General features: G+C 49.1%; 15 protein-coding genes. 5 read left to right on the top strand and 10 right to left on the bottom strand.

Annotation, left to right across the window (positions count from 1 at the left end):
* Nucleotides 1-26: 26 nt before the first annotated feature.
* Together adiA and melR are read right to left on the bottom strand one after the other, a co-directional pair.
* Nucleotides 27-2,294 carry an arginine decarboxylase gene (gene adiA / locus FEM44_RS12415; protein WP_135523615.1) on the bottom strand — a complete coding sequence of 756 codons (2,268 nt, stop codon included), beginning with the start codon at nucleotides 2,292-2,294 and terminating at the stop codon, nucleotides 27-29.
* A 197-nt stretch (nucleotides 2,295-2,491) separates the two neighbouring features.
* Nucleotides 2,492-3,400, bottom strand: coding sequence for a transcriptional regulator MelR (gene melR / locus FEM44_RS12420; protein WP_135385157.1), 909 nt, complete (start codon nucleotides 3,398-3,400; stop codon nucleotides 2,492-2,494).
* Nucleotides 3,401-3,682: 282 nt separating this feature from the next.
* Between melR and melA the strand changes: the two genes are divergently transcribed.
* On the top strand, nucleotides 3,683-5,038 hold the full coding sequence (gene melA / locus FEM44_RS12425; protein ID WP_135523561.1) for an alpha-galactosidase: 1,356 nt from the start codon (nucleotides 3,683-3,685) through the stop codon (nucleotides 5,036-5,038).
* Here the strand turns inward: melA and FEM44_RS12430 are convergent.
* From FEM44_RS12430 to FEM44_RS12450, 5 genes are all read right to left on the bottom strand, one after another.
* A complete protein-coding gene (locus FEM44_RS12430) occupies nucleotides 5,035-5,685 on the bottom strand; it encodes a DUF2238 domain-containing protein (protein WP_135523562.1) in 651 nt (216 codons plus the stop codon). The genes melA and FEM44_RS12430 overlap by 4 nt on opposite strands.
* A 122-nt stretch (nucleotides 5,686-5,807) precedes the next feature.
* Nucleotides 5,808-7,454, bottom strand: coding sequence for a class I fumarate hydratase (fumB, locus tag FEM44_RS12435; protein ID WP_135523563.1), 1,647 nt, complete (start codon nucleotides 7,452-7,454; stop codon nucleotides 5,808-5,810).
* A gap of 77 nt (nucleotides 7,455-7,531) precedes the next feature.
* Nucleotides 7,532-8,872, bottom strand: coding sequence for an anaerobic C4-dicarboxylate transporter DcuB (gene dcuB, locus FEM44_RS12440; protein ID WP_135523564.1), 1,341 nt, complete (start codon nucleotides 8,870-8,872; stop codon nucleotides 7,532-7,534).
* A 556-nt stretch (nucleotides 8,873-9,428) separates the two neighbouring features.
* Entirely contained in the window at nucleotides 9,429-10,148 is a 720-nt protein-coding gene (gene dcuR, locus FEM44_RS12445; RefSeq protein WP_073511157.1) for a two-component system response regulator DcuR, read from the bottom strand.
* Entirely contained in the window at nucleotides 10,145-11,776 is a 1,632-nt protein-coding gene (locus FEM44_RS12450; RefSeq protein ID WP_135523565.1) for a sensor histidine kinase, read from the bottom strand. Before FEM44_RS12450 ends, dcuR begins: the two co-directional genes overlap by 4 nt.
* A gap of 179 nt (nucleotides 11,777-11,955) precedes the next feature.
* Here FEM44_RS12450 and yjdI point away from each other — a divergent pair, with 179 nt between their 5' ends.
* The 4 genes from yjdI (at nucleotide 11,956) to ghoT (ending at nucleotide 13,184) form a co-directional block, all read left to right on the top strand.
* Complete coding sequence (yjdI, locus tag FEM44_RS12455) at nucleotides 11,956-12,186, top strand: 4Fe-4S mono-cluster protein YjdI (protein WP_135523566.1); 231 nt, start codon at nucleotides 11,956-11,958, stop codon at nucleotides 12,184-12,186.
* Nucleotides 12,187-12,197: 11 nt separating this feature from the next.
* Nucleotides 12,198-12,470: a GNAT family N-acetyltransferase gene (locus tag FEM44_RS12460; RefSeq protein ID WP_000405647.1), complete on the top strand. Its 273-nt coding sequence runs from the start codon at nucleotides 12,198-12,200 to the stop codon at nucleotides 12,468-12,470.
* Between the two features lie 217 nt (nucleotides 12,471-12,687).
* The gene (gene ghoS, locus FEM44_RS12465) at nucleotides 12,688-12,984 is read left to right on the top strand and encodes a type V toxin-antitoxin system endoribonuclease antitoxin GhoS (protein WP_130205929.1); all 297 of its coding nucleotides are present in this window, start codon (nucleotides 12,688-12,690) and stop codon (nucleotides 12,982-12,984) included.
* 26 nt (nucleotides 12,985-13,010) lie between these two features.
* A complete protein-coding gene (ghoT, locus tag FEM44_RS12470) occupies nucleotides 13,011-13,184 on the top strand; it encodes a type V toxin-antitoxin system toxin GhoT (RefSeq protein ID WP_064525730.1) in 174 nt (57 codons plus the stop codon).
* 118 nt (nucleotides 13,185-13,302) lie between these two features.
* Here the strand turns inward: ghoT and lysS are convergent, their stop codons facing one another.
* The 3 genes from lysS to cadA all read right to left on the bottom strand — a co-directional run bounded on the left by lysS (nucleotide 13,303) and on the right by cadA (nucleotide 18,720).
* On the bottom strand, nucleotides 13,303-14,820 hold the full coding sequence (gene lysS, locus FEM44_RS12475; protein WP_135523567.1) for a lysine--tRNA ligase: 1,518 nt from the start codon (nucleotides 14,818-14,820) through the stop codon (nucleotides 13,303-13,305).
* A gap of 236 nt (nucleotides 14,821-15,056) precedes the next feature.
* Entirely contained in the window at nucleotides 15,057-16,514 is a 1,458-nt protein-coding gene (gene dtpC / locus FEM44_RS12480; RefSeq protein WP_135523568.1) for a dipeptide/tripeptide permease DtpC, read from the bottom strand.
* A gap of 58 nt (nucleotides 16,515-16,572) precedes the next feature.
* Entirely contained in the window at nucleotides 16,573-18,720 is a 2,148-nt protein-coding gene (cadA, locus tag FEM44_RS12485; RefSeq protein ID WP_135523569.1) for a lysine decarboxylase CadA, read from the bottom strand.
* Nucleotides 18,721-18,792: the final 72 nt, after the last annotated feature.

Raw genomic sequence — 18,792 nt, forward strand, 5'->3', positions numbered from 1 at the left:
CAATTACGCCTTCAGCGGAATAGTGGTTACGCTTTCACACACATCACGTGGTAAATACCGTCAATAATTTCGGTACCTTCAGTTTCGTGTTCAAAACCAGGGAAATGATGATCCCAGGATTGTAGTGAGCGTAAATAGCTTACCTGCGGGCTGTTTTTATCGCCGAAGTTTTCGCCAGAGAGCAGCATTGGGATTCCTGGCGGATACGGGATGACAGAGTTCGCCGCAATACGTCCCGGCAGGTTTTCAATGGATACCAGTTCGACGTTGTTATCGACAATGGCGTTGTAGGCTTCACGCGGGGTGATTTCAGCCACCGGCAGCCCAGAATAGGCTTCGTTCAACCGTGCGCCTGGGTTGTTTTCTTTCAGCCAGGCAAACATTTTGTCGCCCAGATCGTGAATACCCATATTCGCGTAAGTGTCAGGATATTGTTCAGCAAGTTCCGGCATCACCTGCGCCAGCGGTGTATTAGCGTCGTAGTGGCGTTTGAAAGAGCAAAGTGTGTTAACCAGAGTTCCCCATTTCCCACGGGTTACGCCCATAGAGAACAGGAACATAATCTGGAAGTCAGTGGTGCGGGTTGGCACAATGCCGTGACGACCAAGCCAGGCGGTGACCAGTGCGGCAGGTACGCCAGTCTCTTCCAGTTCGCCGTCTTCTCCCATCCCCGGTGCGAGGATGCTGACTTTAATCGGGTCGAGCATGCTCCAGTTGTCCGGGATATCTTTAAAGCCGTGCCAGCTTTCGCCTGGGTGCATTACCCAGCAGTCCTGAACGGTGGTCAGCAGTTTGCTCGGCGCGTCGGCAAAGTCATAGGTTTTGCCAGTTTCCGGGTCGGTAACTACTTCTTTATTCCACGGTTTAAAGAACCAGTTTCCTTCGTCGGTAAATTCTTTATACAACCGCGCCATTGCCTGACGGAAATCGACCGCTTCGTCGATCACTTCCTGCGTCAGAGACTGGCCGCTGTTGCCGTCCATCATCGATACTGCTACATCGTTTGATGCACAGATGGCATACAACGGGGAAGTGGTGGCATGCATCATATATGCCTGATTAAAGCGGGAGAAGTTGACAGCGCCACGGCCTTCGCGCACATGAATGTAAGACGCCTGCGACAGCGCATTCAGCAGTTTGTGAGTGGAGTGGGTAGCGAACACGGTTGGGCCGTTATGATCGCCAGGTTCACCGCGCATGGCATAGTGATCGGCATAGATCGGATTAAAGCGCGCATAACCGTACCAGGCTTCGTCGAAGTGCAGACGATCGGAGGTTTTTTCCAGCAGATCCTGCGCTTCTTTGGCGTTGTAGCATACGCCGTCGTAGGTGCAGTTGGTTACCACGCAGTAAGAAGGTTTTTGCCCAACTTTATCTTTGGTCAGCGGGCTTTCGCTGATTTTCTTCTGTAAAGTTTCTGGTTGCATTTCCTGCGGGTAGATTGGCCCGATAATGCCGTAGCGGTTGCGACTTGGCACCATGTAGACGGGTTTCGCGCCAGTCAGCATTAAGCCTTGTTCGATGGATTTGTGGCAGTTACGGTCAACGACCACCACATCGTTATCGGTCATGCAAGCCTGCATGATGGTGCGGTTAGAGCCGGAAGTCCCGACGACGACTGACCAGGAGCGATCGGCACCAAATACGCGCGCGGCATATTTTTCACTTTCGCCAAATGCGCCAGTATGGTCAAGTAAAGAACCGAGGGAAGTTCTTTCGATGCCCATGTCGGTACGGAACAGATTTTCACCATAATAGTCATGGTAGAAACGTCCGGCTGGCGTTTTGGTGAAGCCGACGCCGCCCTGGTGGCCCGGTGCAGCCCAGGAATACTCGTGGATGTCGCTATATTTCATCAGCGCGCTGAACAGTGGCGGCAACAGTTGCTGGCGGTAGCGGGTCATCGCGGCAACGGCGCGTCCGGCGATAAAGTCGGCGGTATCTTCCAGAATCCAGGCGAATTCATCGACAAGCTCCAGCAGGTCGCGATCCATTGCGGCGAGGGCTTTTTCCCGATCGCCTAACAGGAATACCGGCACATTTTGCTGGCGTTCGTGAAGCTTACCGATCAATTCTCTGACGTTTTGATGTTCGTCCGGATGTTCCATTTGATAGCTGAACATCAGACAATCAATGGCCTCATTTGAAGAGAGAATGGCAAAGCCGTCATCAAATGAGGTTGATTTAATGACAGTGACATTTTGCTGGCTTAAGGCATTCGCCAGACGCTCAACGGCGTTACCGACCCAGGTGTCCTGATGGAGAAACTCGCTTTCAACAATTAATACTTTCATCATTGCTTACCCGGTTATGAAGGAATCTTCGTTGCGGGCAAGTATCTTCTGGGTATTTCAGGCTGTAAAGCGAGTAAAAAACAATCGCTTTTGTTTTTTTATTTTTATAAACAAACGATTACATTGATTTCTAAAGTTGTTTTCACTGCTTATTATCGACAGCTAAACTATTTTTTTGGCTGATACTGATATCATCTTTATCCAGGAAGCGTCTGGCGGTGTTGTTGGCTAAGTTTGCGGTATTTTTGCGGCGACATGCCGACATATTTGCCGAACGTGCTGTAAAAGCGGCTGCTCGAACGAAAGCCTGCTGTCAGGGCAATATCGAGAATACTTTTATCGGTATCGCTCAGTAACGCGCGAACGTGGTTGATGCGCATCGCCGTAATGTACTGTTTCATCGTCAATTGCATGACCCGCTGGAAGATCCCCATCGCATAGTTGGCGTTAAGTTTGACGTGCTCGGCCACGTCGTTGATGGTTAGCGCTTGATCATAGTTTTCTGCAATAAAGCCCAACATCTGGCTGACATAAAACTGTGCATGACGCGAGACGCTGTTTTTGTGCGTACGCGAGGTTTTATTGACCAGAACCGGCTCCCAGCCAGAGAGACTAAATCGCTTGAGCATCAGGCCGATTTCATCAATGGCGAGCTGGCGGATTTGCTCATTTGGGCTGTTGAGTTCCTGCTGCCAGCGACGCACTTCAAACGGACTAAGCTGCTGTGTCGCCAGTGATTTGATCACCATACCGTGAGTGACGTGGTTTATAAGGTCTTTATCCAGCGGCCAGGAGAGAAACAGATGCATCGGCAGATTAAAAATCGCCATGCTCTGACAGGTTCCGGTATCTGTTAGTTGGTGCGGTGTACAGGCCCAGAACAGTGTGATATGCCCTTGGTTGATCTTCACTTTTTCATTGTTGATCAGGTATTCCACATCACCATCGAAAGGCACATTCACTTCGACCTGACCATGCCAGTGGCTGGTGGGCATGATATGCGGTGCGCGAAACTCAATCTCCATTCGCTGATATTCTGAGTACAGTGATAGCGGGCTGCGGGTCTGCTTTTCATCGCTGCTACACATAAAGTTATCAGTATTCATGGATGGCTCTCTTTCCTGGATTATCAGAATTATGACATGAGTGGGTGAGGATGACTGCGAATGGGAGCACGGTTTTCACCCTCTACCCAGAGGGACGCGGGGACAGTCCTGGGATAAGGAGGCCGAAATCTCTGCTTTTCAGTTAATTTATTCCCATAAACTCAGATTTACTGATGCTTCACTCAGGATCTGAGTTTATGGGAATGCTCGACGGGGAAGCCGGAAGTTTTCTGTGGTATCGCCTGCCATGATGAAGACATTCAAGCAAGCCTGGAGATCTGAATGATGTCTGCACCCAAAATTACATTTATCGGCGCTGGCTCGACAATTTTCGTTAAAAATATTCTTGGTGATGTGTTTCATCGTGAGGCGCTGAAAACGGCGCATATCGCTCTGATGGACATTGATCCCACCCGCCTGGAAGAGTCGCACATTGTGGTGCGCAAGTTGATGGATTCAGCAGGGGCCAGCGGCAAAATCACCTGTCACAGCGAACAGAAAGAAGCCTTACAGGACGCCGATTTTGTCGTGGTGGCGTTTCAGATTGGCGGTTATGAACCCTGCACAGTGACTGATTTTGAGGTCTGTAAGCGCCACGGTCTGGAACAAACCATTGCCGATACGCTGGGGCCGGGCGGCATTATGCGTGCGCTACGTACCATTCCACATCTGTGGCAGATTTGCGAGGACATGACGGAAGTTTGCCCCGATGCCACCATGCTCAATTACGTAAACCCGATGGCGATGAATACCTGGGCGATGTATGCCCGCTATCCGCATATCAAACAGGTGGGGCTGTGCCACTCGGTGCAGGGAACGGCGGAAGAGCTGGCCCGCGACCTGAATATCGATCCGTCCACGCTGCGTTATCGTTGCGCTGGTATCAACCATATGGCGTTCTACCTGGAGCTGGAGCGCAAAACCGCAGACGGCAGTTACGTGAATCTCTACCCGGAACTGCTGGCAGCGTATGACGCAGGCCAGGCACCGAAACCGAATATTCATGGTAATACTCGCTGCCAGAATATTGTGCGCTATGAAATGTTCAAAAAGCTGGGCTACTTCGTCACGGAGTCGTCAGAACATTTTGCCGAATATACGCCGTGGTTTATTAAGCCAGGTCGTGAGGATTTGATTGAGCGTTATAAAGTGCCGCTGGATGAGTACCCGAAACGCTGTGTTGAACAGTTGGCGAACTGGCATAAAGAGCTGGAGGAGTATAAGAACGCCTCCCGGATTGATATTAAACCGTCGCGGGAATATGCCAGCACGATTATGAACGCTATCTGGACCGGTGAACCGAGTGTGATTTACGGCAACGTCCGTAACGATGGTTTGATTGATAACCTGCCGCAAGGATGCTGTGTGGAAGTGGCCTGTCTGGTTGACGCCAATGGTATTCAGCCAACCAAAGTTGGTGCACTGCCTTCGCATCTGGCTGCCCTGATGCAAACCAACATCAACGTACAGACGCTGCTGACCGAAGCCATTCTCACCGAAAATCGTGACCGTGTTTACCACGCCGCAATGATGGACCCGCACACCGCCGCCGTGCTGGGCATTGACGAAATTTATGCCCTGGTTGACGATCTGATTACCGCTCACGGCGACTGGCTACCTGGCTGGTTGCACCGCTAAGGTGTAATAGCGTCCGGCGCTCTGGTGATTAAGCCATAGCGCCGTAACTGGCGACAGTGAAGACGAGCGAGCAATATCACTGTCGTTAATGCGCCAAGCAACGCACAGAACATATCGGATTGCGTGTCCCACTGGTCGCCCTGCGTACCGAGAAAATCATCCGCTCCCTGGCCCATCGCCAGTGCCGCCCACCACTCGATCAACTCATACATGGCGCTTATCGCCAGCGCTACGCAGCAGACCAGGAACGCCAACATTTTACGTCCGCGCACGTACATCCCGCGCACGAGAATTTCTCGTGCCACCAGTGCAGGCACCAGCCCCTGGAAAAAATGCCCCAGCTTGTCATACGGATTACGGCTCAACCCTAACCATTCCTGCACCTCAAAACCGATGGGGACTTTCGCGTAGGTGTACTGCCCGCCGACCATCAGGATGATGGCGTGAAAGAAAATGAGCGTATAGAGCAGCGGCGTTAACGGGTAACGTCTGGCGGTGGCAAGCAGTAGCGGCACGACGATAATCACTGGTGTTACTTCCATCAACCAGGTGAGTTTGTCATGGGCCGAAATGCCGGTATAAATCAGGATTAACGTTAGCGCCAGTGCGCCGGTGTTAAGAATTAACGGCTTAAGTGTGCGGGTCATGGTGAGCTCGCAAGTCAGGGAAAATACTGACTATTCACCAGCAAGCGTGAAATTACAACCGCAGAAGAGGTGGCCCGGGGGGATCACCTGGCAGCATGCCGCCAGGCGCCGGGCCGAAGAGGTTACTTAGTGCAGTTCGCGCACTGTTTGTTGACGATCTGCTGGAAGAAGTCGTTGCCTTTGTCATCGACCAGGATAAACGCCGGGAAATCTTCTACTTCGATTTTCCAGATTGCTTCCATACCCAGTTCCGGATAAGCGACACATTCCAGATGCTTGATGCTCTGCTGCGCCAGTACCGCCGCCGGACCACCGATGCTACCGAGGTAGAAGCCGCCGTGTTTATGACACGCGTCGGTAACCTGCTGACTGCGGTTACCTTTCGCCAGCATGATCATGCTGCCGCCGTGGGATTGCAGCAGATCCACGTAGGAGTCCATACGACCTGCGGTGGTTGGGCCAAGTGAACCTGATGGATAACCGGCAGGGGTTTTCGCCGGACCCGCGTAGTAGATCGGGTGATCTTTGATGTACTGCGGCAGTTCTTTACCGGCGTCAATCAGCTCTTTCAGCTTGGCGTGTGCAATATCGCGACCAACAATAATGGTGCCGGTGAGGGACAAACGAGTGGAAACCGGATATTGCGAAAGCTGGGCGAGAATCTCTTTCATCGGGCGGTTAAGGTCTACTTTCACCGCTTCGCCTTCACCCGCCTGGCGCAGTTCTTCCGGAATGTATTGGCCTGGGTTGTGTTCCAGTTTTTCGATCCAGATACCTTCGCGGTTAATTTTCGCTTTGATGTTACGGTCAGCGGAGCAGGAAACGCCCATACCCACCGGGCAGGATGCGCCGTGGCGCGGCAGGCGGATTACGCGGATATCGTGAGCAAAATATTTACCGCCAAATTGCGCGCCGAGGCCGAGTTTCTGGGCTTCTTCCAGCAGTTCCTGTTCCAGCTGGACATCGCGGAACGCCTGACCGTGTTCGTTCCCTTCGGTCGGCAGTTTATCGTAATAGTGAGCGCTTGCTAACTTGACAGTTTTCAGGTTGGTTTCCGCAGAGGTGCCGCCAATCACAAACGCGATATGGTACGGCGGGCAGGCTGCAGTACCGAGGGTGCGCATTTTCTCGACGAGGAAGTTTTTCAGTTTACCCGGAGTCAGCAGGGCTTTAGTTTCCTGATAGAGATACGTTTTGTTGGCAGAGCCGCCGCCTTTCGCAACGCAAAGGAATTTGTATTCGTCGCCATCTACCGCGTACAGGTCGATTTGCGCAGGCAGGTTAGTGCCAGTGTTGACCTCTTTGTACATGTCCAGCGGCGCGTTCTGTGAATAGCGCAGGTTATCTTCGATATAGGTGTTATAGACGCCTTTCGACAGCGCTTCTTCATCACCACCGCCGGTCCATACGCGCTGACCTTTTTTACCAACAATGATCGCGGTGCCGGTATCCTGGCAGGTCGGTAGCACGCCTTTGGCGGCGATTTCGGAGTTTCTCAAGAATTGCAGCGCCACGTATTTATCGTTCTCGCTGGCTTCTGGGTCGTGAAGAATAGAAGCAACCTGTTTCTGGTGTGCCGGGCGGAGCATGAAAGACGCGTCGTGGAAGGCTTGCTGCGCCAGCAGGGTCAGGGCTTCTGGTTCCACTTTCAGGATGGTTTCGCCATTGAATTCGGCAACGCTAACGTAATCGGAAGTGAGCAGATAGTATTCGGTGTTGTCTTTCCCCATCGGGAAAGGCGCCTGGTAGATAAATGGTTTGTTTGACATAGCTTCCAGCCTGTAACTCTGTATTTGTTATACGAAAATGGCGTGCCGCACAGCGACGGGCGGCACGCAAAGTGCATTTATAAGAACCCGTACATCGCGGCGAAGACCCAGCCAAAGACGCAAGATACGCTCACGCCAATCAACCCTGGCAGAATAAAGCTGTGGTTGATGACGAAGCGACCGATGTGGGTGGTGCCGGAACGGTCAAACTGAATCGCTGCCAGATCGCTCGGATAGGTCGGCAGGATATAATAACCGTAGCAAGCCGGTGCTGAAGCCACGATGTAAGCCGGGTCAACGCCAATCGCCAGTGCGACAGGAACAATCGCCGCCAGCGCCGCGGCCTGGGAGTTTACAAACTTGGAAACCAGCAGCAGAACAATGGCATAGGCCCACGGATACTCTTTCACCATTTCGCCCAGTACGCCCTGAATTTCAGACATATGCGCCCCGAACATGGTTTCTGCCATCCATGCGATACCGTACACCGCCACGATGGCGATCATACCGGAACGGAAGACTTCGTTTTTTGAGATAGACGCGGGATTGGTTTTGGTCAGGATAATAATCAGTGCGCCGGTTAGCAGCATAAACATCTGAATAACCAAGACCATCGACAGCGGTTTGCCGCCGAAGGACGGACGCAGGTCCGAATCAGCACCGAGAAGTGCGACCACGGCGATTGCCCCGAGGAAGATCCACATTGCCAGCCAGTTGCTTTTCGGCAGTTTTTTATCCAGCAGCGTCGCGGTGTCACCGTAAACGTACTCACGGTTTTCCGGTACGGAGATGAATTTCTGGAACTCTTCGTCTTTATCCAGATCTTTACCGCGGAACCAACTGAAAATACCGATCGCCAGGATACCGAGTAACGTCGATGGAATGGTGATTGCCAGCAGGTCGAGGAACTCAAGGTGACGACCATCAAAGGTAACGTTACCCAACATCGCGACCAGTGATACTACCGCAACCGACACCGGACTGGCGATAATCCCCATCTGTGCACCGATAGAACTTGCCGCCATCGGACGTTCCGGACGGATATTGTTCTTAATTGCCACGTCGTAGATGATTGGCAGGATGGTGTAAACCACGTGACCTGTACCGCAAAGAATGGTCAGCGTACAGGTGATAAATGGCGCGACGATGGAAACATATTTCGGATTGCGACGCAGCAGTTTCTCGGCAATTTGCAGCATGACGTCAAGGCCGCCCGAGGCTTGCAACGTGGCCGATGCCGCCACCACCGCGATGATAACCAGCATAACATCAACCGGTGGTTTACCTGGCTGAAGATGGAAGACGAATACCAGAATGACGAGGCCGATACCGCCTAATAAACCTAGCGCGATACCGCCCTTTCTGGCGCCATAGAACAGACATATCAATATTATGATAAGTTGGATAGTAAATAACATTTGTGAACCCTCGCGATAATCCCATTTAAATTTCTACTGAATAGAACGCAGTCTCGTTCTGTTTGTATGAATTTTTTTCAGAGCCTGACTAATATCCTTTTGGTCGTTACTGGCCTGAGTAATTACTTCACAGTGAATATTGGCTGATTCAGGCAGCAATAAATTAATACACTGTGATAAGCGACTTTTTCAGAGAAAAATACTCTCTGGCGATGGGGTTATAGTTTGTGCTGCGCAGATGTTAATAGTTTGTTTTCTACTATCTTATTGATATGTATTGGTATATTTTTTGTTCTAATGGCGGTTATAGATTATTCTGATATACCTATTTATGGGTAAAAATACACATAATGCGGGTGACATAATAGTTAATTAACTTTTGTTAGCGTTTTGAAACTAAAAACACTATTTATCCTAAAGAATATTAAATCGATGAAATGAGAAGGGGATAATTATATTTGATCTGGCACAAGTTTTACTGATGGACGATGTAACTTGTGCCAGTGCTCTTTTGCATTACTGCAATAACTGTTACTTGCGGATAACCAATGGTGCGTTATTGGCAATATTGTTTCAGCAATGAGTAATGTTCCGCTTGAATACGGTAACGGTAAACCGGACGACCCGTGACGCCATAATGGATGCTGGTAAATAAGATGTGGCAGTTGACCAGCCAGATCAGGTACTTGCGGCAGGAAACGCGCGAGATGTTCACCTCGTTGGCCAACTCGTCGGTTGAAAACTCATAGTCCTGATGCGCGTCAATCCACTGGCACAGCGTGCGTAACGTCTGCGGCGTTAAGCCTTTTGGCAAGCGACGAGGATCCTGCTCGTTGGAGCTGCTGCCGTGGATTAGCTGGTCCAGCTCGGCCTGGTCATAATACTGATGTTTTTCCAGCGCCATTTTCTTTTGTCGCCAGCCGGTGAGTGCCTCTTCAAAGCGTGATGCCTGGAAGGGTTTTATCAGGTAATCAACAACGCCGTAATGCAGCGAATCTTTAATCGTCGCGGCATCGGCGGCGGAAGAGATGACTATCACATCGCTTTTGCAGCGAGCGTTATGCAGTACCGGAAGTAAATCGAGCCCGTTCTCTTTCTGCATATAGATATCGAGCAATATCAGGTCAATAGACGTGTCGCTGTTGAAAATTATCTCTTTGGCTTTTTCCAGTGTCGAGGCCGTTCCGCAGCATTGAAAGCCCGGGATCTGCGCCACGTATCGGCGATTCAGCTCCGCCACCATTGCGTCGTCATCGATAATTAATACATTGATCATTTGCTCGACTTCTCCCCGTCCCAGGGTATCTGGACAAAAAATTGTGTGAAAATCCCGGGTTCCGATTCTACGGCGATACTGCCGTCGAGATTTTCTACCTGTTGTTTGACAAGAGCTAAACCGACGCCTCGTTCGCTTCCTTTTGTTGAGACACCTTTGTCAAAAATGTGAGCGATTTTGTCGGGGGCGATCCCCGGTCCATCATCGTTAACTTCACAGTGCAGCCAGCCGTGACGGTAGTGCAATGTTACGCTAATTTCGCCTCCGGGTTCCGGCCCTAATGCCTCCAGCGCGTTTTCTATCAGATTTCCCAACGTGGTAATCAGCGTCGCGACCTGGTCTTCACTGCCGCTGTCGGGCAACTGGCTTTCGCTGTTTAAAATCAGCGTATGGCCTAAATCGGTCGCGCGGTTAATCTTGCTGATTAAAAAACCAGCAATAACCGGCGATTTGATCTTGCCCAACAGAGAGCCAATCTCTTCCTGATAGTTATTGGCTGTTTTGAGAATGTAATCTTCCAACTGCTTATAACTCTTCAGATGCAATAATCCGAGAATCACGTGCAATTTATTCATAAATTCGTGGGATCGTTCACGAAGTGCGTCAGCATAGTTGACCAGACCATCCAGTCGCTGCATCAGTTTACGTACTTCAGTTTTATCCCTGAAGGTAGAAATGGCACCGATGATAACGCCATTACTGCGCACCGGAACGGTGTTGATCAGCAATAGCCGATCTTTGACGGTAATCTCTTCGTCGCGGCGCGGCGTACCGTCGCGTAACACTTCCGAGACATCCACCACCTGTGACCATGCCTGACTTAGCGTGGAGAGATTCTCGTCATCCTGCGATTTGTGGTAGTTAAGCAACTCCTGCGCGGCATCGTTGATTAGCGTGACTTCGCCGCGCTCGTCCACGGCAACGACGCCTTCTTTTATTGACTGCAACATGGCCTGGCGTTGCTCAAACAGTGTGGATATTTCGTAGGGTTCCAGGCCGAAAAGCATTTTTTTCAGCACCTTAACCAGAATGCAGGTGCCGATGAGGCCGACCAGCATGCCAAATAACACCGACCAGATAATGCTCCAGCGACTGTCATTGATCTGTTTGGTCACGCGGCTTAACTCAAGGCCGATCGCCACCACGCCAATCTGTTTATTATTCTCATCATAGATGGGGGTAAATACGCGTAAAGCCTGCGCCAGAAAGCCGCGATTGATAGCGACATTTTCTTCGCCATTCAGCGCTTTAAGGATGTCATCACCTTTAAATGGCTGACCAATACGCTGGGCTTCAGGATGCGAGTAGCGAAGACTTTGCATATCGGTAACGACAATAAACAGCAGATCGTTACGTTTGCGCACAGCTTCCGCGATGGCCTGGATCCCGCTGTCCTGCGGTTTTTTCTGCAAGCCCTGACGGATTTCTGGCGAATCGGCAAGGGTACGCGCCACCGCCAGCGCCTTGTTGGCCAGTCCGTCACGCGTCATGTCACTGATTTGCGAGAAGTAAATCAGATGCACCACCAACAGCACCGAGAACAGCACCGCGCTGACCATTAAGATCACTGTGGTACTCAATTTCATCGGACGTTTGCGTAACTTGCGGTAGGGCAATGAATGTCTCATCAGCTTCCTTGTGTGACAAATTTCTTAAGCATTATCTCTGATGAGGCGGGTAATTCAAAGGGAGTAAGAATAATTGGCTATATAGGGGGAGAGGCTCTGGAAACTGAAACTGCCGGTGCTGTATGAAGATTCCGGGCTATGCTTATTGCGAAAACCATACTGATGAGAGAGGGAAGGTCATGGATCAGGATTTACTGAACGGTGGTTATCGCTGCTATACCGGCGAAAAGATCGATGTCTGGTTCAACACTGCAATATGTCAGCATTCTGGCAATTGCGTACGTGGCAACGGCAAGTTATTTAATCTCAAACGTAAGCCGTGGATCATGCCGGATGAAGTGGACGTCGCCACTGTAGTGAAAGTGATTGATACGTGCCCGAGCGGCGCGCTGAAATACCGTCATAAATAAGCGAGGGAAAAATGGAAATACGTGAAGGCCACAATAAATTTTACATCAATGACGAGCAGGGTAAGCAAATCGCTGAAATTGTCTTTGTGCCGACTGGAGAGAATTTAGCGATTATCGAACATACCGATGTTGATGAAAGCCTGAAAGGGCAAGGGATTGGTAAACAGCTGGTTGCGAAAGTCGTGGAAAAAATGCGCCGGGAAAAACGAAAAATTATCCCACTGTGCCCATTTGCGAAACACGAATTTGATAAAACGCGTGAGTATGATGATATTCGCAGTTGATGAGTAACGATATTTTTCATGCTCTCCGTAATGCGATGCAGGGGAGTATCTGAAAGGTAGGGGGATGCACAAAGAATGGTCAGAGAGAGCGTTTTCTTGTCCCAAGTCATCCCCTTTAGTGAGCAAAAAAAAAAGAATATCTACTATATGAGAATCATCAATCAGGGTTAATAAACTTTGCATCCCCAGGGCATTTAATATTGATAGGAGTCTTATTATGGAAGGTAAAAAAAAGTTCAATACTTATGTCGTTTCTTTTGATTATCCATCATCTTATTCCTCAGTTTTCTTAAGGTTAAGATCATTGATGCATGATATGAACTTCTCCTCTATAGTGGCTGATGAATATGGAATACCACGACAATTGAATGAGAATTCTTTCGCAATAACGACATCATTAGCCGCAAGTGAAATTGAAGATTTAATCAGGATCAAATGCTTAGACTTGCCAGATATTGATTTTGACCTCAACATTATGATAGTTGATGACTATTTCCGTCAGTTTTACAAATAGATGGAAGGGATAAGAAGATATTCAAAATGACACTATTCTCTAAAATATTAATTTTTTATGTGATTGGTGTGAACATATCCTTTGTCATTATCTGGTTTATCTCACATGAGAAAACACATATTCGTTTACTTAGTGCATTCCTGGTGGGAATAACCTGGCCAATGAGTCTGCCTGTGGCATTACTTTTTTCTCTCTTTTAGGAGCTGTGGTTGAGTGGATCCGCTGGTTATCTTGAAACGAAGCGTCTCTCCTCAAAATTTGATTTGCGGAACGACGAACGAAGCAGTCGCCTGGCTGCTTCGTTCATTAAAGTGAAACTTATTTCTGTGGACGCATCGCCGGGAAGAGAATAACGTCGCGAATAGTATGACTGTTAGTAAACAGCATAATCATTCGGTCGATACCAATACCCAGACCTGCGGTTGGCGGCAGACCATATTCCAGCGCAGTCACGTAATCTTCGTCGTAGAACATCGCTTCGTCGTCACCTGCAGCTTTGGCGTTAACCTGTTCCTGGAAACGTTCAGCCTGATCTTCTGCGTCGTTTAATTCGCTAAAACCATTACCGATTTCACGACCACCGATGAAGAATTCAAAACGGTCGGTGATTTCCGGGTTAACATCGTTACGGCGCGCCAGCGGTGACACTTCTGCCGGATACTCAGTAATAAAGGTTGGCTGAATCAGATGTGCTTCTGCCACTTCATCAAAGATCTCCGTGACAATACGTCCCAGCCCCCAGCTTTTCTCTACCGTAATACCGATAGATTCAGCTAATGCTTTAGCGGCATCAAAATTATCCAGGTCGGCCATATCGGTTTCTGGACGATATTTTTTGATTGCTTCGCGCATGGTGAGTTTTTCAAACGGTTTGCCGAAATCAAACACATGCTCGCCATAAGTGACTTTAGTGGTACCCAGTACCTCTTGTGCCAGGGTACGGAACAGTGACTCTGTCAGTTCAATCAAATCGTGGTAATCCGCATACGCCATGTAGAGTTCCATCATCGTGAACTCAGGATTATGACGAACAGAAATACCTTCATTACGGAAGTTACGGTTGATTTCGAATACCCGTTCAAAACCACCTACAACCAAACGTTTCAGATACAGCTCCGGCGCGATACGCAGATACATATCTAAATCCAGAGCATTATGATGGGTAATAAACGGGCGAGCAGATGCCCCACCTGGAATTACCTGCATCATCGGGGTTTCTACTTCCATAAAGCCGCGCGCAACCATGAACTGGCGGATAGCGGCCAGAATTTTTGAACGGACAACAAACGTTTGACGGGATTTATCGTTAGCGATGAGGTCCAGATAACGTTGACGATAACGGACTTCCTGATCCTGCAGACCATGGAATTTATCTGGTAAAGGACGTAGTGCTTTAGTCAGCAGGCGTAACTCAGTACAGTGAATGGAAAGCTCACCAGTTTGCGTCTTAAACAGCGTACCGCGGGCACCGATAATGTCACCCAGGTCCCATTTTTTAAACTGATCGTTATAAACACCTTCTGGCAGGCTATCTCGTGCAACGTACAGTTGAATACGGCCACCTACATCCTGCAATGTTACAAAGGAGGCTTTCCCCATGATACGACGGGTCATCATTCTGCCAGCAACCGAGACTTCAATGTTTAAGGATTCCAGTTCCTGGTTATCCTTCGCATCAAACTCTTCGTGCAACTGGTCAGAGGTATGGTTGCGGCGAAAATCATTGGGAAACGCCACACCTTGCTGACGCAGTGCTGCCAGTTTTTCGCGACGATTTCTCATTTCATCGTTAAAATCAATAGCCTCATCGGCTCCCTGTGTTTCTCGTTCAGACATTTTGGTTCCTCTTAATCCAGCTTTCAATTTAGCGTAGATAAAGAGACAGATCGGTACACTGTATTATCTGCCTCGACTATTAATAACTCAGTTTATCTTATCTAAACCAACGCTTACCTCAAGTTGATATCACTAATAAATCATCATAAAAATGGTTTAAATATCTTATTAATCTTGATTTGCTAGTGTGATTAACTGAAAGTGAATTTATTCATAACTAATTGTTTTTACAAAAGTTAATCGTTGCTTTCCTGTATCATATTAGTCGGCGTGCTAAACAGAAATCGGGTAGCAAAGGCCAGTACCACGATGATCGCGACACAAGCCAACGTCCACTCTCCCATCTGGGAAAAGAATCGCTGGTAAGCTGCAATTGCCATACCGCTAATTTGCGACTCTGTTGTCTGTTGTGCCACTACGCCTGCCAGCCAGTTGGCGACCGCGCCTGTTGCCAGCATATAAATACCGGTTAATACGCCAGACATTTTCAGACGCGTGATTTGCGCAATCGCCACCGGGTCAATAAAGAGTTCGGCAAAGCCCATTAGCGCCAGCCCGGATATCATCACACCCATTGACGCTTGACCGCCAGCCGCTGCATGTCGGGCATCAAATGCCAGCAACATAAAGCCACATGCCATCAGCAGTAAGCCAAAGGCAAACTTCAACCAGACGCGCAATGTTGAGTTGCCGTGGCTTTCTGGCGACGCCAGCCAGGCAAGTACAACCCCAGCGAGCATCACCGCAATTGCATTCACCGACTGGAATAGCGCAGTAGGTACTTCAATATTGAATGCCTGACGATTCACAAAGCGATCGATAAACAAGCTGATGGTACTGCCGCCCTGTTGTGCCAGTACCCAGAACAACGTCCCGACAAACATCAATAATACAATTTGCCAAAGAGCACGGCGGTGTTCTGGGAATTTGATCATCATGCGGGCAATGATTTGTGCAGCAATAAGGCAAACAATCGCCAGCAAATATCCGGACCAGTCGTTCTCCAGCAGCAGGGTAAAAAATACTGGGGCTAAACAGAGCATCACCACTAACCAGCTCCATACCGGTAAGGCAAATTTCACGCGAGTGAGCGCTTTTTTATCCATACTACGCGTGGACTGGAAATGACGATGACCACTTAAGAAAATCAACAAACCGATAAACATCCCGCCACCCGCAAGGGCAAAGCCAACATGCCATCCATACCACTGAGCAGCCAGGCCGCAGGCGATGGGGGCTGCGATAGAGCCAATATTGCCCGCGGCATACAGCAGCGAAAAACCGCCATCACGTCGATGATCGTTCTCGTCGTAGAGCTCGCCAAGCAAACAGCTGATGTTTGATTTGAATAAACCGTAGCCACAAATAATGATTGCCAGCGCCAGATACAGGCTAAAGGTTGAGTTTGTATCAATGCCCAGCACCACATGGCCAAGGGTCATTAACAGCGCGCCGGCAATCACCGCAGTGCGGTTGCCGAGCAGGCGGTCGGCAAGCCAGCCGCCGAGAATAGGGGTAACGTAAACCAAAGAAGCGTATGCGCTGAACAGGCTGATGGCATGGTTATCATCAAAACCAAGCTGATGGGTGAGATAGAGAATGAGTAAGGCACGCATGCCGTAAAAACTGAAGTACTCCCAGATCTGGATCGCCACGATATAGTATATCGCGCGCGGCTGTGAGGGTGTTTTCATGTGTTCTCCTTATGAGCAAAAAAGGGAAGTGGCAAGCCACTTCCCTTGTACTAGCTAATTATTTTTTGCTTTCTTCTTTCAATACCTTAACGGTATAGCGGCCATCAGCCTGACGGTATGCACCGTGAATATCGGTTTCAAAGCCCGGATAGTGAGCGCCGATTTCACACAGCATCTGCAGGAACTCCAGAACCGGACGGCTTTCTTCGGTGATCATTTCACCCGGCATTACCAGAGGAACTCCCGGCGGATACGGAAGGATCATATTGGCGTTAATACGACCTACCATTTCGTCGAGGTAAACTTCTTCGGTCATACCGTTCAGCTCTTTCTGGAACGCAGCATACGGAGTCATTACCATTGTCGGCAGCACTTCAAATGCGCGATACATCAGATCCGGCAGATTGTGGTGAACAATCAGTTTGTGGATATTCTGAGCCAGTTCCTGAATACGCATGTTTTCATAGAATTCAGGATCTTCACGATACAGAGACGGCAGCATGTTTTTCACACGCAGGTTCAGGTCGAACGCACGTTTGAAGTCAGTCAGAGCACGCAGCAGGCTCAGTGCTTTGGTCTTATCGATACCGATGCTGAACAGGAACAGCAGGTTATACGGACCGGTTTTCTCAACAATGATGCCATGTTCGTCGAGGTATTTCGCCACGATGCTGGCCGGAATACCGAAGTCGCTCATGGTGCCGTCTTTTTCCATCCCCGGAGTCAGCAGAGTGACTTTGATCGGGTCAAGATACATGTGCTCGTTATCGATGTTTTTGAAGCCGTGCCAGGTGCTGTCAGAACGCAGCGGCCAGCATTCAGTGGTATCGATATGATCCGGCTGCCATACATCAAAGAACCAGCCATCAGATTCCGTTCTCAGACGTTTGATCTCTTTACGGAATTTGATTGCACGTTCAATGGAACCGTTGATCAGACGTTTACCTGCATTGCCTTTCATCATCGCCGCAGCGGTTTCAGTGGACGCCACGATACCGTAGTGCGGAGAGGTGGTGGTGTGCATCATATAGGCTTCGTTAAAGGTTTCTTCGTTTACGTCACCTTTAACGTGGATCATGGAAGCCTGAGAGAACGCCGCCAGCAGTTTGTGAGTGGACTGGGTTTCGTAAATCACTTTCCCTTCTACACGGCCACCGCTCATACCGCATTTACCTTCGTAAATCGGTGAGAAGTTGGTGTAAGGCACCCACGCAGAGTCAAAGTGGATGGATTTCACATCCAGCGTTTTCTTGATGAAGTCGGTGTTGTACAGCAGACCATCATAGGTAGAGTTGGTAATTACGGCATGTACCGGCCAGGTTGCGTTTGGTGTTTCTTTAACGCGCTTAGCAATGGTTGCGTGCTGGAATTCACTCTGTGGGATACCGCCAAGAATACCGTAAGCGTTACGGGTCGGGCGGAAATAGATTGGCGTAACATCGCTCATCATCATCAGATGGGTCAGCGATTTGTGGCAGTTACGGTCAATCAGAATGGTGCTGCCTGCCGGAGCAGAGTACATACCAACAATTTTGTTCGCAGTGGAAGTACCGTTGGTCACCATGTAGCTGCGGTCTGCGTTAAAGACGCGAGCGATATACTGTTCTGCTTCTTTGTGTGGACCGCTGTGATCCAGCAGGGAACCCAGTTCAGATACTGAAATGGAAATATCAGATTTCATGGTGTTCGGACCAAAGAAATCATAGAACAGGCTACCTACCGGGCTTTTCTGGAATGCAGTACCGCCCATGTGACCAGGAGTACAGAAAGTATATTTACCTTCACGAACATATTTAAACAGCGCTTTGGTCAGCGGAGGCAGAATAGTGTTGATATATTCGTCAGTGGTCTGCTTGATCTTGTTAGCAATATCATCAGCAGCACCCAGCGCATATTCAAAGAAGCTAATCTGTAAACGCAGATCGTTCAGGCTTACATCGAGTGTGGAATATGTATTAGCGAACGCGTACAACGGCAGGTTCTCGTTCATTTTGCTAATTTCTTCGCACAACTCGAGATTATATTTATCCCAGTCAAAAATAACACCGCACAGACGCGCATTGTTTTCGATCAGTTTTAATAAGTCGTCACGGTCGTTCGGGTAAACAATCTGGAAGTTCAGACGTTCAAGCGCGCGATGAAGTTCACGGATGGGTTCTTCTTTAAAATAAACCCCCATGTGATTCAATATTGCAATAACGTTCATAGTCATATCTCCAGGTAAAAAAGGCCCCTCCCAACACATGGGACAAAATGAAAGGAGGAGCCTCGGAAAATA

It is taken from the genome of Escherichia sp. E4742 (assembly GCF_005843885.1).
Taxonomy (GTDB): Bacteria; Pseudomonadota; Gammaproteobacteria; order Enterobacterales; family Enterobacteriaceae; genus Escherichia.

Bases quoted from the DNA above. Each gene is read 5' to 3' on its own strand.
- lysS (WP_135523567.1), bottom strand. From the start codon at position 14,820: ATGTCTGAACGAGAAACACAGGGAGCCGATGAGGCTATTGATTTTAAC.
- fumB (WP_135523563.1), bottom strand. From the start codon at position 7,454: ATGTCAAACAAACCATTTATCTACCAGGCGCCTTTCCCGATGGGGAAA.
- FEM44_RS12460 (WP_000405647.1), top strand. From the start codon at position 12,198: ATGGAAATACGTGAAGGCCACAATAAATTTTACATCAATGACGAGCAG.
- FEM44_RS12450 (WP_135523565.1), bottom strand. From the start codon at position 11,776: ATGAGACATTCATTGCCCTACCGCAAGTTACGCAAACGTCCGATGAAA.
- cadA (WP_135523569.1), bottom strand. From the start codon at position 18,720: ATGAACGTTATTGCAATATTGAATCACATGGGGGTTTATTTTAAAGAA.
- ghoS (WP_130205929.1), top strand. From the start codon at position 12,688: ATGGAAGGTAAAAAAAAGTTCAATACTTATGTCGTTTCTTTTGATTAT.
- yjdI (WP_135523566.1), top strand. From the start codon at position 11,956: ATGGATCAGGATTTACTGAACGGTGGTTATCGCTGCTATACCGGCGAA.
- adiA (WP_135523615.1), bottom strand. From the start codon at position 2,294: ATGAAAGTATTAATTGTTGAAAGCGAGTTTCTCCATCAGGACACCTGG.
- dtpC (WP_135523568.1), bottom strand. From the start codon at position 16,514: ATGAAAACACCCTCACAGCCGCGCGCGATATACTATATCGTGGCGATC.
- FEM44_RS12430 (WP_135523562.1), bottom strand. From the start codon at position 5,685: ATGACCCGCACACTTAAGCCGTTAATTCTTAACACCGGCGCACTGGCG.
- melA (WP_135523561.1), top strand. From the start codon at position 3,683: ATGATGTCTGCACCCAAAATTACATTTATCGGCGCTGGCTCGACAATT.
- dcuB (WP_135523564.1), bottom strand. From the start codon at position 8,872: ATGTTATTTACTATCCAACTTATCATAATATTGATATGTCTGTTCTAT.
- melR (WP_135385157.1), bottom strand. From the start codon at position 3,400: ATGAATACTGATAACTTTATGTGTAGCAGCGATGAAAAGCAGACCCGC.
- ghoT (WP_064525730.1), top strand. From the start codon at position 13,011: ATGACACTATTCTCTAAAATATTAATTTTTTATGTGATTGGTGTGAAC.
- dcuR (WP_073511157.1), bottom strand. From the start codon at position 10,148: ATGATCAATGTATTAATTATCGATGACGACGCAATGGTGGCGGAGCTG.